This is a genomic window from Streptomyces sp. NPDC050535 (assembly GCF_044457665.1).
Lineage (GTDB): Bacteria > Actinomycetota > Actinomycetes > Streptomycetales > Streptomycetaceae > Streptomyces.
The window spans coordinates 312,164-327,865 of the sequence record NZ_JBITHE010000001.1 but is presented as its reverse complement, the minus strand read 5'-3'; the positions used below and the strand labels follow the sequence as shown (position 1 = coordinate 327,865).

12 protein-coding genes are annotated in these 15,702 nt (G+C 72.7%); 5 read left to right on the top strand and 7 right to left on the bottom strand.

Going from position 1 to position 15,702, the window contains the following annotated elements:
* Positions 1-10: 10 nt before the first annotated feature.
* Positions 11-823, bottom strand: a complete 813-nt coding sequence (locus ACIBLC_RS01340) for a Tat pathway signal sequence domain protein (protein WP_399208529.1) — start codon at positions 821-823, stop codon at positions 11-13.
* A gap of 180 nt (positions 824-1,003) precedes the next feature.
* Here ACIBLC_RS01340 and glgX point away from each other — a divergent pair, with 180 nt between their 5' ends.
* Together glgX and treY are read left to right on the top strand one after the other, a co-directional pair.
* Positions 1,004-3,112 carry a glycogen debranching protein GlgX gene (glgX, locus tag ACIBLC_RS01335; protein WP_399208528.1) on the top strand — a complete coding sequence of 703 codons (2,109 nt, stop codon included), beginning with the start codon at positions 1,004-1,006 and terminating at the stop codon, positions 3,110-3,112.
* Positions 3,113-3,306: 194 nt separating this feature from the next.
* Positions 3,307-5,709, top strand: a complete 2,403-nt coding sequence (treY, locus tag ACIBLC_RS01330; protein WP_399208527.1) for a malto-oligosyltrehalose synthase — start codon at positions 3,307-3,309, stop codon at positions 5,707-5,709.
* Here the strand turns inward: treY and ACIBLC_RS01325 are convergent.
* Positions 5,669-6,829, bottom strand: a complete 1,161-nt coding sequence (locus tag ACIBLC_RS01325) for a cytochrome P450 (protein ID WP_399208526.1) — start codon at positions 6,827-6,829, stop codon at positions 5,669-5,671. The genes treY and ACIBLC_RS01325 overlap by 41 nt on opposite strands.
* Here ACIBLC_RS01325 and ACIBLC_RS01320 point away from each other — a divergent pair.
* Together ACIBLC_RS01320 and ACIBLC_RS01315 are read left to right on the top strand one after the other, a co-directional pair.
* Positions 6,798-7,289: a hypothetical protein gene (locus ACIBLC_RS01320; protein ID WP_399208524.1), complete on the top strand. Its 492-nt coding sequence runs from the start codon at positions 6,798-6,800 to the stop codon at positions 7,287-7,289. The genes ACIBLC_RS01325 and ACIBLC_RS01320 overlap by 32 nt on opposite strands.
* Before the next feature lie 341 nt (positions 7,290-7,630).
* A complete protein-coding gene (locus ACIBLC_RS01315) occupies positions 7,631-8,890 on the top strand; it encodes a M14 family zinc carboxypeptidase (protein WP_399208523.1) in 1,260 nt (419 codons plus the stop codon).
* Position 8,891: 1 nt separating this feature from the next.
* Here ACIBLC_RS01315 and ACIBLC_RS01310 read toward each other — a convergent pair whose 3' ends face one another.
* The 3 genes from ACIBLC_RS01310 to ACIBLC_RS01300 all read right to left on the bottom strand — a co-directional run bounded on the left by ACIBLC_RS01310 (position 8,892) and on the right by ACIBLC_RS01300 (position 11,393).
* Complete coding sequence (locus ACIBLC_RS01310) at positions 8,892-9,314, bottom strand: SSI family serine proteinase inhibitor (RefSeq protein ID WP_399208522.1); 423 nt, start codon at positions 9,312-9,314, stop codon at positions 8,892-8,894.
* Entirely contained in the window at positions 9,311-10,636 is a 1,326-nt protein-coding gene (locus ACIBLC_RS01305) for a M14 family zinc carboxypeptidase (RefSeq protein ID WP_399208521.1), read from the bottom strand. The genes ACIBLC_RS01310 and ACIBLC_RS01305 overlap by 4 nt, the downstream gene beginning before the upstream one ends.
* A 205-nt stretch (positions 10,637-10,841) precedes the next feature.
* Positions 10,842-11,393: an FHA domain-containing protein gene (locus tag ACIBLC_RS01300; RefSeq protein WP_399208520.1), complete on the bottom strand. Its 552-nt coding sequence runs from the start codon at positions 11,391-11,393 to the stop codon at positions 10,842-10,844.
* A gap of 212 nt (positions 11,394-11,605) precedes the next feature.
* Between ACIBLC_RS01300 and treZ the strand changes: the two genes are divergently transcribed.
* Entirely contained in the window at positions 11,606-13,351 is a 1,746-nt protein-coding gene (treZ, locus tag ACIBLC_RS01295) for a malto-oligosyltrehalose trehalohydrolase (protein WP_399208519.1), read from the top strand.
* 12 nt (positions 13,352-13,363) lie between these two features.
* On the opposite strand, the gene ACIBLC_RS01290 is transcribed toward treZ, so the two are convergent.
* Both ACIBLC_RS01290 and ACIBLC_RS01285 read right to left on the bottom strand, forming a co-directional pair.
* Positions 13,364-14,293, bottom strand: a complete 930-nt coding sequence (locus ACIBLC_RS01290) for an aminoglycoside phosphotransferase family protein (RefSeq protein WP_399208518.1) — start codon at positions 14,291-14,293, stop codon at positions 13,364-13,366.
* 74 nt (positions 14,294-14,367) lie between these two features.
* On the bottom strand, positions 14,368-15,483 hold the full coding sequence (locus ACIBLC_RS01285; RefSeq protein ID WP_399208517.1) for an aminopeptidase P family protein: 1,116 nt from the start codon (positions 15,481-15,483) through the stop codon (positions 14,368-14,370).
* Positions 15,484-15,702 lie beyond the last annotated feature (219 nt).

Below are 15,702 nucleotides of genomic sequence, written 5' to 3'. Positions count from 1 at the left end.
GGAGCCCCGGTCAACCGACCTTGCCGACCTTGCGGGCGCTCAGGTCGATGATCACGTCACGGCTGTCGATCCAGGGCCCGTTCGTGACCTTGGGGAAGAGCCTTACGCAGCGATGCGTGCCGCAGTCCGCGAGCACGGCGGGCACACCCGGGATCGCGCGATAGACCATGCTGTTGAGGATCAGCTGGCCGGGTGAGGTGAGTGCCTTGCCCGTGGCGTCCTTGTAGTCGGCACGCAGGCCCGCGCCGAGCGGGTCGCCGATCAGCAACTGCGCGGCTTCGGTCATCTCGTCGCGGCTGATGGGCGGCTGGACACCGTGCTGGGTGTCGGTCCGCTCGACCTTCCCGGTGTCGAGGTTGACCGTCCGGGTGACGAGCGTGTCGTCCTTGTAGTCGTAGAACCGGACCTCGGCGCGGCGCGGCGCGTTCGGGTCGTCCAGTTCGTCCTCGGCGGGTTCGGCGAGGTCGACGCCGATCCGCTGCGGGCCGGTCTCCCCCTCGACGTCCTCGGAGGACAGGCGCAGTTGCCGGTTCAGCGCGATCCGTTCGACCCGCTCGGTCTCGTCGTCGGTCAACGGGTCGCGGCCCGTGCCCTTCTCGCCCTCGTCGGGCGCCTCCTCGACGACGCCCGGCTGCACGTCCGCCGAGCCCTGCTGACCCGCCACCTGCGATGTCTGGCCGCCGGCGCTTCCCTTGGCTCCGCCCGAGTCGTCGGCCCCCGCCGTGCCCGGCAGAGTGATACCGACCATGACGGCCGTACCGGCCACCGCTATGGCCGCACCCGCCACTACCTTGCCGAGATGGCGGTGCACTATGTTGCGCACATTTCCCCCTACTCCCCCTTGGTCAGTCCGGGAGTGTTTCGAGCCCTGCTGGTTCGGCACACGAGGTATGCCTGGTCATTGGGTAAGAGGGACGTAAGTCATAGGAGGTTCCCTCACTTTCGGGGAGACTCCGCACGGAGCAGCCCCCAGGGGCACGGCACTACTGGAAGAGTCACATCCATGCAGGTCTGGCCTGGAGAGGCATATCCACTCGGTGCCACGTACGACGGTGCCGGTACCAATTTCGCGGTCTTCTCGGAGGCCGCCGACCGTATAGAGCTGTGTCTGCTGCACGACGACGGCTCGGAGACTGCGGTGGAGCTGCGCGAGAGCGACGCGTTCGTCCGGCATGCCTACCTGCCCGGGATCATGCCCGGGCAGCGCTACGGCTTCCGTGCGCACGGGCAGTACGCGCCCGAGCGCGGGCAGCGCGTCAACTCCGCGAAGCTACTGCTCGATCCGTACGCGCGCGCCATCAGCGGCGCGGTCGAGTGGGGCGAGGAGGTGTACGGCTACCACTTCGGGGAGCCCGACAAGCGCAACGACCTCGACTCGGCGCCGCACACGATGACGTCGGTGGTGGTCAACCCGTACTTCGACTGGGGCGACGACCGGCCGCCGCGCACCGAATACCACCACACCGTGCTCTACGAGGCCCATGTGAAGGGCCTCACCATGCAGCATCCGGAGCTGCCGGAGGAGCTGCGCGGCACGTACGCGGCACTCGCCCACCCCGCGATCATCGAACACCTGACCAAACTGGGCGTCACCGCGCTCGAACTGATGCCCGTGCACCAGTTCGTGAACGACCACCGCCTGGTGGACATGGGCCTCAACAACTACTGGGGCTACAACACGATCGGCTTCTTCGCCCCGCACAACGCGTACGCCTCCTGGGGCGACCGCGGCCAGCAGGTCCTGGAGTTCAAGTCGGCGGTCCGGGCGCTGCACGAGGCCGGCATCGAGGTCATCCTGGACGTCGTCTACAACCACACGGCCGAGGGCAACCACCTGGGGCCGACGCTGTCCTTCCGGGGCCTCGACAACACCTCGTACTACCGCCTGACGGAGGACCCCCGTTACTACATGGACACCACGGGGACCGGCAACTCCCTGCTGATGCGCTCCCCGCACGTGCTCCAGCTCATCATGGACTCGCTGCGCTACTGGGTCACCGAGATGCACGTCGACGGGTTCCGCTTCGACCTCGCGGCCACGCTGGCGCGGCAGTTCCACGAGGTGGACCGGCTGTCGTCGTTCTTCGACCTGGTGCAGCAGGACCCGGTGGTCTCCCAGGTGAAGCTGATCGCCGAGCCCTGGGACGTCGGCGAGGGGGGCTACCAAGTGGGCAACTTCCCGCCCCTGTGGACCGAGTGGAACGGCAAGTACCGCGACACCGTACGGGACATGTGGCGGGGCGAGCCGCGCACGCTGGCGGAGTTCGCGTCCCGGCTCACGGGTTCGTCCGACCTCTACCAGGACGACGGCCGCCGCCCCCTGGCCTCGATCAACTTCGTGACGTGCCACGACGGGTTCACGCTGAACGACCTCGTCTCGTACAACAACAAGCACAACCACGCCAACGGAGAGGACAACCGCGACGGCGAGAGCCACAACCGCTCCTGGAACTGCGGGGTCGAGGGCGAGACCGACGATGACGGCGTCCTGGCCCTGAGGGGACGCCAGAAGCGCAACTTCATCGCCACGCTGATGCTCTCCCAGGGTGTGCCGATGCTCAGCCACGGCGACGAGTTCGCGCGCACCCAGAGCGGCAACAACAACGGCTACTGCCAGGACAGCGAGGTGTCCTGGGTGCCGTGGCCGGAGGAGGACGGCGAACTGCTGGACTTCACCCGCGCGATGGTGTGGCTGCGGCGCGACCACCCGGTCTTCCGGCGCCGCAGGTTCTTCCACGGACGCCCCGTCCAGGGCACGCACGACGAACTGTCCGACATCGCGTGGTTCACCCCGGAGGGCGGGGAGATGACCGAGCGCGACTGGGGCTCCGCGACGGCGCGCGCCCTGTCCGTCTTCCTCAACGGCAACGCGATCTCCGAACCCGGCCCGCGCGGGGAACGCATCGCCGACGACTCCTTCCTGCTGATGTTCAACGCCTCGCCGCAGTCCCTGGAGTTCGTGGTCCCGGTCGACCACGGGCGCCAGTGGCAGGTGGTCGTCGACACGGCACTCCCGGAGGGAGTGCCGCCGGGAACGGGCGCGAAGGTCGAGGCCGGGGACCGGCTGCCCCTGGTCGACCGGAGCATGACGGTGTTGCAGCGGCCTGCCTGACCGGCCCGGTCGCGGCTCTTTCGGGGCACGCGCGCGTGGCGGGTCTTCGCGGTCGTACGTCGTCGGTCGCGCCCCCGGTGAGGGGGCGCGGCCGGCGCGGCGGCCGAACCACGTTCGACCACGGGCACGCTCGCGCGTGCCCGTTTGCGTGCTCCGATGACACGAAAGGCGGCGGGGCGGGTACGTAGGTTTCCATGACACCTGAGCGTCCAGAACCGGTACTCCCCGAGCCCGAGCCCACCGTCGTGCCGACCGCCACCTACCGGTTGCAGCTCCAGCCGGAGTTCCCCTTCGGGGCCGCCGAGGCCGCCGTGCCGTATCTGGCCTCGCTCGGCGTCTCCCATCTGCACCTGTCCCCCGTCCTGGAGGCCGTCCCGGGCTCGACGCACGGCTACGACGTCGTGGACCACGCGCGCGTGCGGGAGGAACTCGGCGGGGAGGACGGACTTCGCGCCCTGGCGCGCACCGCGCGGGAACAAGGTCTCGGTCTGGTCATGGACATCGTGCCGAACCACATGGCGATGTCCCCGCGACACAACCGCCCCCTGTGGGAGGTGCTGCGCGAAGGGCCCGAGTCGCCCTACGCGCGCTGGTTCGACATCGACTGGGATGCCCAGGGCGGACAGTTGCTGCTGCCGGTGCTGGGGGGCCGGCTGGGCACGCAGACCGGTGACCTGAAGGTGGACGGCGACGTGCTGCGCTACCACGACCACGTGTTCCCGCTGCGTGCGGGCACCGAGGGCCTGCCACTGCCGCGGCTGCTCGACGCCCAGTGGTATCGCCCGGTGTGGTGGCGGCTGGCCCGTACCGAGCTCAACTACCGCCGGTTCTTCAGCATCTCGGAGCTCATCGGGGTGCGCGTCGAGGACCCGGAGGTGTTCGCGGCGACCCACGCGAAGATCCTGGAGCTGCTCGACGACGGCGTGGTGGAGGGGCTGCGCATCGACCACCCGGACGGGCTCGCGGACCCGGACGCGTATCTGCGCCGGCTGCACGAGGCGACCGGCGGACGCTGGACGGTGGTCGAGAAGATCCTCGCCGACGGCGAACCGCTGCCCGCCGCGTGGCCCGTGGCGGGCACCACCGGCTACGACGCCCTGCGGCACGTCGACGGCATCTTCACGGACCCCGCGGGCGCGGGCGAACTCCTCGGCCAGTACCGGCGTTTCGCGGCCCCGCAGAGCGACCGGGGCGGCCAGTGGGAGGCGACGGTGCGCCGGGCGGCGTACAAGGTCGTCACGCACGAACTGGCCACCGAGGTCGAACGCCTCACGCGCGAGGCGAGCCGGCTGTGCGACGCCTCCCCGGACCCCGGGCTGCGCGACCACGCCCCCTGGGCACTCGGCGCCGCGCTGCGGGAACTCCTCGTACGCCTCGAGGTGTACCGGCCCTACCCCTCCTCGGACGCCGCCCTGGTGGTCACCGAGGAGGCCGCCGCCGAGGCCCGGGCGGTCTTCACGGTGCCCGAGGAGGCGCACGCCGTGGACGTCGTACGGGATCTGGTGCTGGGGCGGGCCGGTGACGGGCCGGGGCACGCGGAGTTCCGGGCCCGGTTCGCGCAGACCTCGTCCGCGATGCGGGCCAAGTCCATGGAGGACACCGCGTTCTACCGCTATGTGCCCCAGCTCTCGGCGAACGAGGTGGGCGGGAACCCGGGGAGCCCGGCCGTGTCCCGGGAGGACTTCCACGCCTACTGCGCGCGCGTGCAGCGCGACTGGCCTGCCACCGGAACCGCCCTGTCGACGCACGACACGAAACGCAGCGCCGACGTACGGGCCGCCCTCTCCGTGCTCACCGAGTGCCCCGGACGGTGGGCCGACGTGCTGACCGAGGTGACCCGCGACGGCGCGGGCGTGCCGGACCCGCAGGTGGCGTGGGCGGCGTGGCAGACGGTGTTCGGGCTCGGCCCGTCCGACCCGGAGCGGGTCCAGGGGGCCCTGTTGAAGCACATCCGCGAAGCCGGACTGCACACCGCGTGGACCGAGCAGGACCCTGCCTACGAGGAAGCGGTGGCGGCGTTCGTCGCGGAGGGGCCGTGCGGGGCTCCTGGACGGCACGTGGCCGACTTCCGGGCCGCTCTGGCTCCGCATGTGCGGGCGAACGTCCTGGGGGCCGCTCTGGTCCATCTGACGATGCCGGGGGTTCCCGACGTCTACCAGGGCACCGAGGGCGAGTACCTGGCGCTGGTGGACCCGGACAACCGGCGGCCGTTCGCACCGCAGGAGCGGGCTTCGGCCAAGGCGGCGCTGACCGCGGGGGCGCTGCGGCTGCGCGGGCGGCGCCCCGCCGTCTTCGGCGACTCGGCGACGTACGCGCCGCTGGTGGCGGAGGGCCCCGGCGCCGCGCACTGTGTGGCGTTCGTACGCTCCGGGGAAGTGGTCACGGCTGTCACGCGGCTGTCGCTGCGGCTCGCGGAGGCGGGCGGCTGGCGCGACACGGTTCTCGTCCTCCCCGAGGGACGGTGGGCCGATGTGCTCACCCCGGGGCGGGAGTTCAGCGGGCACGCGCGCGTGGCGGAGCTTTTCGAGCAGGTGCCCGTGGTGCTGCTCGAACGGGTCAGCGCAGACGCACCCGGAGGCTCCGCGGTGATCGGCTGACCAGTCCCTCCGGGACGGGCCGGAAGCCCGGAACCCACCGGAGGTCCGGCAGAACCGTCAGCAGGGCGCGCAGGCCGTGTTCCGCGGTCAGCCGGCCGAGCAGGACTCCGGGACAGAAGTGCCGTCCGGAACCGTGGGCGAGCTGCCCGGAATCGGTGCGGAAGGCGTCGTAGCGGTCCGGGTCGGCGAACCGTGCGGGGTCGCGGCCCGCGGAGCCCAGCAGACACGCCACGGCGGCGCCCACGGGTATCGCGCCGACCGGCTCGACGGCCCGCCGCAGCACGATGTGCATCGGCGGATCGCGGCGCAGCGACTCCGCCCAGGCACCGGCCGTGAGGGCGGGCCGGGCGCGGACGATCCGCAACTGGCCGGGGTGGTCGAGGAGGTTGGCGAGGAACGACGCCAGTCCCCGCGCGGTCGCCTCGCCGCCCGCGCCGAGGAGGGACCCCGCCAGCCCGGCGACGGCGTCGTCCGACAGCGGACGTCCGTCGGCCTGTGCCGTGCACAGGGCGGACAACAGGTCGGCGCCCGGGTGAGCGCGGCGACGGACGATGTACGGGCGCAGGAAGGCGTCGAGTTCGGGGTGGTGCCCGCCGAGATGGTCCAGGCCGGTCCGGCACCACGCGTGCACGCGCGCGGTGTCCTCGTACGGCAGCCCCAGCGCGGCGACGACCGCCGCGGTCGGCAGCCACTGGCAGAACTCGGCGACGAGGTCGGCCTCCTGGCGGGCGGCGAGACGACGGGCCAGGACGTACGCCGTGCGGGCGACACCGGCCGTCAGGGCGGCCAGCGCGGCCCCGCGGAACGCCGGGGAGACGACCGCCCGGTGCGCGCTGTGCGTACCGCCCTCCAGGTGGGCCAGGGTGCGTCCCGGCGGCAGGGCGACCAGCCGGGGATCCGCGAGCGCGGCCCGCACATCGACGTACCTGCTCACCAGCCACGCACCGAACCGCCCGTCGTACACCAGGGGGTGCCGCTCGCGGAGCACACGGTAGAGCGGGTACGGGTCCCGCTGGGTGCCGGGGGCGAGGAGGCTGGGGGGTGGTGGCCTCGGTCCTGTCGGCGGGGGCGGGGCGGGGAGCGCGGTGGTGGCCGGTGACCCGGCGGACTCCGGTGGCACGAAGGTCACCGTCGGCGCGGCGGACTCCGGTGGCGCGGTCGCCGGTAGCCCCGACGTCTCAGGTGGCCCGGCAGTCTCCGGTGACCCGGCAGTCTCCGGCACCTCTGCCATCGTCGTCGGCAGCCCCGTCCTCGTCGGCAGCCCCGTCCTCGTCGCCGGGCTGGTCCACGGCGGTGGGCTGTTCCACGGCGGCAAGTTCGTCAGTGTGCACGCGCTCTCCGCCCAGTGGCCCGGTGACTCGGCGGAGATCGCGGGCCACGGGTTCCAGGGCGCGGGCCCGGCACCGGACCCGGCCGCGGGGAGAGGTCCGGACACGGACGGCGGTCCGGACACAGGTGCCGATCCTGTCGTCGGCGCCGGCTCCGTCGCAGGGGCCGGCCCGGGTTCAGGCCCCGCCCCGCCCGCACGTGCCGGCCCGCCCGGGAGGGTCGTCGACGTGCCTTCGCCAGGCAGAACGTGAGCACCGGGAATACCGGGCGGACCGTGAGGACACAGCACCGTCGGCCTCCCGCCTCGGTTCCGCGCGCCGGATCCGCGCGCGACTGGTCTCAAGCCGACCACCGCGGCGCCCGTACCGCAGGCCGCGCTCACCCGTACGAGTGAAGTCGGTCCCCGGCGTGACGACACCACCCATAGCCGGGCGCAACCTGCACAGGCGCCGTGTTCGCCATCTGTCGGTGCACGCCCCCTGCCAGCGGTAAATGCCCATTGGCGCCCCCTGGAGCCGCCCCTTCATCTCCTTGACAGTTCACTCGGTAAGTGGAGTACTGCGAAAGGCGACGCAGGGCGGACAAGTCGGGGGTGAGTCTCCTGCCGGAGTTGCGCTACCCCACTGTGACCGAAACGGTCTCGTCCGCCCGGGCGTTGGCAGCTCACCGGCCCGGCCTGTGCCGGCTCAGCCAGGTAGGTGTCTCGCGCGCGGGCAGACCGCTGCGGCTGCTGTCCATCGGCCACGCACGGCGCGCGGTCCTCGTCGTGGCGGGCGCCCACGCGAACGAGCCGATCGGCGGCTCGACCGTCCTCGCGGTGGCCGAACGGGTGCTGCACGAGCGGGAGTTGCGCGCCGACACCTCCTGGCACTTCCTGCTCTGCGCGGACCCGGACGGGGCGAGCCTCCATGTGACACCGGCGCCGCGCACCCTGCTCGACTACCACCTCGGTTTCTTCCGCCCGGCGGGGCCCGAACAGCCGGAGTGGTCCCCGTCCGTGCTGCCGCCCGACCGGCTTCCGCCGGAGACCCGCGTCCTCACCCGGGTGATCGACGAGGTGCGGCCCTACCTCCAGGTCAGCCTGCACGGAACCGATCTGGGCGGTAGCTGGGTGCAGTTGACCAAGGACGTCCCCGGTCTCGCCGAACCGTTCGCCAAGTCCGCCGCGGAACTGCACATCCCGGTGGAGACGGCCGCCTCGGACGCCGCGGGCTGGCCCGCCTCCGGGCCCGGGGTGCATGTGATGCCGGCTCCCGGCCTGGACGCGGCGTACCCGAGCCTGCCGGACGACGCGCGGCACAGCACCTGGTACCACGCCCACCGCTACGGCGGTCTCACCGCGATCGTCGAGGTGCCGATGTGGGCCGGCGACCTGGTGGACGACCCGACGCCGCACCCGGCCCCCGGGGCGGCGATGCGACGGCTGGCGCGCAGGCTGCTGCGGGACACGCTCCAGGTGGAGGCGGTGCTCACCGGGACGCTGCCCCGGCTCCAGGGCACCGAAGGGCCGCTCCTGCGCGCCGCCAGGTGGGCGCTGGAACTGGTGCCCGGCCTGGCCGAAGACTGGGTCCGGATACCGCCGCCGAACACGACGATGGCGTACGTCGGCAGTGTCGACGCGTTCGGCCGCCGGCTGCCGCTGCGGGCCGCCGCGATGCTGCTGCGGGTCCTCGGGGAGGCCGACGACCGCGACGCACCGCGCCTGGAACGGCTCGTCGCCGCCTGGAGCGACGCCTTCGCCGATAGTTTCCGGGCCCGCTGGGTTCCTCTGGACCATCAGGTCGAGCACCAGACCCGTACGGTGATCGCGGCGGCCCGCCACGCGCGGGACGCCCACGGCACGTCGGCCTGAGTCAGCCCCTGAGGGCGAACACCGATCCCGTCTCGACGCCCATCATGCAGGTGTTCGAGAAGGTGTGGGTGTACTCGGCCGGCCGGCCGTTCCACTCGCCGCGCGCGGAGGCGGTGACCGGTGCGTAGATCATCGGGCAGAGGACTTCGGCCCTGACCGGGATCCGCCCGATGTCACCTTCGGCGGCGCGGAGTTCCTCGCAGGCCTGTGCCGCGTGCGTGTGTCCCTGGGGCGGGTCGCAGAGCAGCAGGGTGCCGCGTGTGTCGCTGGAGCGGGCGTCGCCGGTGGTGACCGTGACGTACAGCCAGTTGCCCGGTACGGCGTGCCGCGGCATCACCTGGGCCTGGGCCGGGGCCGCGCCCACGGTGAGGAGGGCGACCGCCGCGAGCAGACCGCTCCGTACCGCTTGAGAGGTTTTCGTCATTCCCGGTGCATCGGCACCGCGGCCTGCGAACCCCACCCCGTCTCACCCGAACGAGAGCCCACGCGCGCGTGCCGCCCGGCGAGTTCGAACACGGCGAGCACCACGCGTGCCTGGTACTCGACCTGACGTGCGACGGGGATCCAGCGCGCCCCGCAGCCGTCGCGGTAGTCGGCGCACCACTCGTCGATCAGCCGGTCGAGCTCAGGCAGGACTCCCCGCGGGTCGGCTCCGGAGCCGGTGACGAGCTGGTGGAGCAGTCCGGCGGTGCGCAGCGCGACCCGGCGTCCGGCGAGGCGCAGGGCGGTGAGGCGGGCGGTGTCGAGCGACGGCAGGGGGCGCGCTCCGCCGTCGTACAGGTCGGGGTCCCACGAGTCGGCGAGACCGGGGCCGACCAGTAAATAGTCGTCCACGGGGGCGAGGAGGCGGGCCACGTCCGGGGAGCCGTCGAGAACGGGCCGCACGCGCGCGAGGATCCCCTCCAGGAGGCGGGTGTCGCGGCGCAGGGTGTGGCTGACGGCGCGCAGCACCGCGTCGGCGTCGGCGGGCGGCGTGGCGTCCTCCACGGCGGCCACGCCCCACATGGGCGCCTCGACGACCGCGGTCACGGTGCCGTACGGGTGGGGGTGGAACCAGGTGGACTCGACCGCCGCCTCCGTTATGGCGGCCGCGAGGTCTCCCCGGCGCGGCGGCGGGATGCGGTAGACGGCCGGGCCGAGCGTCGGCCAGTACAGGGTGTCGTACGGGCCGAGTTCGCGCGGGATGCCCAGGCGGGTCGCGGAGTGCGCGACGCGCTGGGCGATTCCGGGCAGTTCGTGGGTGAGTTCCACGAAGGCGCCGCCCACGTCGACGCCGTGCAGGGAGCACTGGAGGAAGGGCCGCAGTTCGTCCTGGAGGTCGAGGAGGGCGCGGGTCTCGGGCAGGGTGGCGCCGTCCGCGCCCTCGGGCAGCCATTCGGGCTGCTCCAGGAAGCCGGGCCGGAAGAAGTGCCTGAAGTAGTTGCCGAGGGTGTACGGGCCCGACAGCCAGGCCTCGTTGCGGCGCGAGCCGTCGGGGTCCAGGCAGAGCAGCAGGTTCCAGGTGGCGTCCGCGCCCTCGCACAACCGGGGGTCGGCGAGCGCCCGTTCGGCCAGCCGCAGGGCGGTGGCGCCGCCCACCGGTTCGTTGGCGTGCGGTCCGGCGACGACGAGGGCCTGCCGGCTGCCGTGCCCGACGGACAGGAGCCACAGAGGCGTGCCCGCCCGCGAGGTGCCCACGCGGCGCAGCCGGGCGTCGCGGGGACGGCGGGCGACGAGCGCGGCCGCACGGGCTCCCAGCTCGTCCACGGTCGGGTAGCGAGGGAGCGGCGGCAGGGCACACCTCCACCTACGTGGTGCCGTCGGTTCACCTGATGTGCATGGTGTACGCACAGTCAGTCACGCCCGTGGAGGTACGTCAACACCGTGGAAGGTAAGGAGAGTCGAGGAAAACGGTGTGCGAAACCCAGGCCAGAGGTCGGACGGAGGCGAACCCGGAAGGCCCTCCGGGCGGTCAGTCCGACGACAGCCTGAACGTCATCCGTCCGAAGCCGATCTGGTCGCCGTCCCGCACGACGGCGGCGCCGATGACGCGCCGTCCGTTGACGGTCGTGCCGTTCGTCGAGCCCAGGTCGCGCAGCACCCAGAAGCCGCCCTGCCTGCTCAGTTCGGCGTGCACCCGGGACACCGTCTCGTGGTTGAGCCGCAGACCGCTGCCGGGGTCGCGGCCGATCCGCAGGGGGTACATGCCCGCCGGGTGGGGCAGCAGCAGCTTCGGGAGCCGCTCGGCCCGCCAGGCCCTGCGCAGCCGCGCGGAGAACCCCGACACCGCCTCGACGCTGCCGAACAGCGCCTTCGACCAGCGGTTCTGGGTGGGCAGGTCGGCGGTGAGCACGGCCAGCTCGTCGGACCTGCGGGCGGTGAGCGCCAGCTCCATGCGGCGGATGAACGTGTCGTGCGAGAGGCGCCCGAGGGCGACGCCGTCACGGAGCACCTTCAGCGCCCGGTCGCGCTCCGCGTCGGACAGTCGCGCGGGGTACGTGTGGAACTCGAAGGACGACGTCACGCTCGTGATTGTCGGGCAGCGCGGGCGAGGTGTCCAGAAACCACGGAAACGGTGACTGCGTCCGGACATACCGTTTCGGATGGCGAACACGCGGTGAAAGGGTGGATTGGAAAGCGAATTGATCTCGCGTCAAGCACCATGGACGAGCTACGTCACGGTGAGCAGACAACGGTTGAGCAGACCACGGTTGAGCGGACAAGGGGGAACCGTCTGTGCGGTTCGAGGTGTGGGCACCGCAGGCCGACCGGATGACACTCCATTGCGAGGGTGCCACCCGCGCGTTGGAGCGCGATCCCGAGCGGGTGGGCTGGTGGACGGGTGACGCGGAGGCCCGGGACGGGACGCGGTACGGCTTCGCGGTGGACGACGGGCCCGTACTGCCCGATCCCCGCTCGCGCCGCCAGCCGGACGGTCCCGACGGGCTGAGCGCGGTGGTCGACCCCGAGCGGTACGACTGGCGGGTCCCGTGGGCGGGACGACCGCTGCCGGGTGCGGTCCTGTACGAGCTGCACGTGGGGACGTACACCCGTGAAGGCACTCTGGACGCGGCCGCCGAGCGGCTCGGTCATCTCCGGGAACTGGGCATCACCCACGTCGAGTTGATGCCGCTCTGCCCGTTCCCTGGGCGGCACGGCTGGGGCTACGAGGGCGTGTCGCTGTGGGCCGTGCACGAGCCGTACGGCGGCCCGGAGGCGCTGAAGCGCTTTGTCGACCGGGCGCACGAGTTCGGCCTCGGTGTCGTCCTCGACGTGGTGCACAACCACCTCGGCCCGTCCGGCAACTATCTGCCCGCGTTCGGGCCGTACTTCACGGACACCCACCAGACGCCCTGGGGCTCGGCGGTGAATCTGGACGCGCCCGGCTCGGACGAGGTGCGCGCGTATCTCGTCGGCAGCGCGCTGGCCTGGCTGCGCGACTACCGTCTCGACGGGCTGCGGCTGGACGCGGTACACGCGCTGCGGGACACCCGTGCGCTGCACTTCCTGGAGGAGCTGTCGACGGCTGTGGACGTCCTCTCGGCCGATCTGGGCCGGCCGCTCTTCCTGGTCGCCGAATCGGATCTGAACGACCCCCGGTTCATCACCTCCCGCGAGGAGGGCGGCCTCGGACTGCACGCGCAGTGGAACGACGACTTCCACCACTCCCTGCACACCGCGCTGACGGGTGAGTCGCAGGGCTATTACGGGGACTTCGCGCGCGCCCCGCTCCCGGCGCTCGCGAAGACGCTGACGTCGGGCTTCTTCCACGACGGCACGTACTCGAGTTTCCGCGGGCGCGCCCACGGCCGCCCGTTCGACCGTACGCGCGTCTCGGCTCACCGGCTGTTCGGCTACACCCAGACCCACGACCAGATCGGCAACCGCGCCCAGGGCGACCGGCTGTCGGCCTCCCTCTCCCCCGGGCTGGTGGCGTGCGCCGCCGCGCTGATGCTCACGGGGCCCTTCACTCCGATGCTGTTCATGGGCGAGGAGTGGGCGGCGGGCACACCCTGGCAGTTCTTCACCGACCACACCGATCCCGGGCTCGCCGAGGCCGTACGGCGGGGCAGGCGCCGGGAGTTCGCGGCGCACGGCTGGGCCGAGGAGGACGTCCCGGACCCGCAGGACCCGGCCACCCGGGACCGCTCCTGTCTGGACTGGTCGGAGCCCGAGAAGGCACTCCACGCGCGCGTGCTGGCCTGGTACCGCGACCTGATCACCCTGCGCCGCGACCAGGCCGACCTCTCCGACCCCGATCTCGCCGCGGTGAAGGTCGCCTACGACGAGGAGGGCCGCTGGCTCGCCCTGCGGCGCGGTGACGTCCGGGTGGCCGTGAACCTCGCGAAGGAGACGGCGGCGATCCCGCTCGGCGTCCGCAACGCGCGCGTGCTGGCCGCCTGGGAACCGGTGGGCGCGCCGGGCGAGGACGGGGTGCTGAATGTGCCGGGCGAGTCGTGTGTGGTGCTGCGGCAGGGGTGAGCCCGAGGCGGCTCAGTCGTCGCCCGTCAGTTCTGTGACCCGTTCCAGCAGGATCGCCTCCCAGGCGCGGCGCAGCTGGATCCGCAGCAGGGCGACGGGGGTGTCGCCGCGGCCCTGGAGGCGGTCGGCGAGGCGGATCACGGTGTCGCAGCGTGACAGCCACAGGCCGCGCAGGCAGGGGCGGGCGCCGTACCCGGACAAGGTGGCGGCGCGTACGGCCGCGGGGGCGCCGACGGCGACGGCGAGCCCTGCGATGTCCTCGGTGGGGTCACCGACCACCGCGTCGGCCCAGTCCAGGACGCCGCGCACCCGGCCGTCGGCGCTGACGACCAGGTGTTCGCCCCTGAGGCCGTGGTGCACGAGGACGGCGGTACCGGGCTGGGCGCCGAGCTGGACGGCGGCGGCCGCGGTCAGCTGGGTGAGCCGGGCGGGGTCGAACTCGTCGGCGGCGCCGAGCCGCGCGGCGGCCGGCTCGGCGGACGTCCGCAGCGCCTCCAGGGAGCGCGGCGCGGCGCGCGGCACGCCGAGTGCCTCGGCCTGGCGTACGGGCACCTCGCGCAGCCCGGTGAGCAGCGCGGCGAGGTCGGCCTCGCCGAGAGCGGAGACGTCCTGCTCCTCGCCGGTGACGCCGGCCAGTCTGGTGTCGAGGGTGTAGCCCAGCCCGGCCGCCCAGTCGCCGTGCGCGACGCTCACCGGGACCGCGACCCCGACGTGCGGGCGGACCAGGTCACGCAGCCGCAGTTCGCGGCGTCGTCGCGCGGAGGCCTCCTGGTCCGGGGCGAGCCGCAGCACATGGCGGCCGCCGACCCACCAGGTGGAGTGTTCGCCGCCCTCGGCGACGGGCCGGACCTCGGGTCCCGGGCCGTCCGCACGGGCGTCGGCGAGCAGGGAACGGACCAGTCGGCGGACGGCGTCCGCGGTCGGTGTCGGTGCCTGGTTCATGGTCGCGCCGCTGTCGTTCGGGGATATGGGCGCCGGGCGGGACGGAACTCCCGGCCGGGGAGAGAGACTGCCGGTCAGTCGACGATCACCAGCTCACGGGAAGTGGTGTTGAGACGGCGTCCGCCGTCCTCGGTCACCGCCACGATGTCCTCGATGCGCACCCCGAAGCGGCCGGGCAGATAGATGCCCGGCTCCACGGAGAAGCACATTCCGGGTACGAGGGGCAGTTCCTCGCCCTCGATCATGTACGGCGGTTCGTGGGTGGTGACGCCGATGCCGTGCCCGGTGCGGTGGATGAAGTACTCGCCGTACCCGGCCCCGGTGATGACCGCGCGGGCCGCCCGGTCGACGTCCTGGCAGGCGGCGCCCGGCCGCACCGCCCGGAAGCCCGCCTCCTGCGCCTCGCGCACGATGTCGTGCACCTCGCGCTCCTCGGCGTCCGGTTCGCCGACGTGCACCGTGCGGGAGGTGTCGGAGCCGTAGCCGTGCTTGAGGCCGCCGAAGTCGAGGACGACCATGTCGCCGTGTTCGATGACGCGGTCGCCGGCCTCGTGGTGCGGGTTGGCTCCGTTCGGGCCCGAGGCGACGATGGTGAAGTCGACCTGGGAGTGTCCGAACTGCCGCAGCAGGGCGGCGACATCGGCGGCCACGTCCGTCTCCCCGCGGCCCGCGAAGGGAACTTTCCTGATCTCCTCGTACGTGGCGTCGGCGGCGGCGCCGGCCGCTGCCAGCCGGTCCAGTTCCGCCGCGCTCTTGACGGCCCGCAGCATCGGCAGGGCCTCGGTGAGGGCGATCTGGCGGGTGGCCGGCAGCCGCTTCTGGAGGCCGAGCAGATGCAGTGCCCAGGTGTTGTCGCTGACGCCGAGACTGCCGGAGTCGGGGAGAAGGGCGCCGGTGACCTCGTACGGGTCCTTGCCGTCGGTCCAGTCGCGGAGGGTCAGGGTGGGGGCCGCCGCCGCCGCGTCCGGGGCCTCCAGGGTGGGCACGACCAGGACGGGATCCTGACCGGGCCTGAGCACCAGCGCGGTGAACCGTTCGGTCTCCACGGGGCGGTATCCGGTCAGCCACACCAGATCGGGCCCCGGCGCGACCAGGACGCCGTCGAGCCCCGCCTCCGCGGCGGCCTCGGCCGCGTGCCGCATACGGGCCTCGTAGTCGCCGCTGGTGAAGGGCGCGGGCGTGCCGGTCATTCATGCCTCCGTCTGTCCCGGATTCCCCAGGGGGTTACGGGCAGCATCCTGCCCCTCCGGCGGGGCGGGCGCGAGCCGGTTGACGCCGTCGCGTCGGCTTTCTCATGGTTGGGTCACGTATATCCAATAGTGCGCGATCCCAGGCGCTGTCGCCTGGGGGGCCGTTCGGATCGGCCCGGATCAGGCCGCGGCGTCTGGTGCGGTGCATCGCAGGCCCGG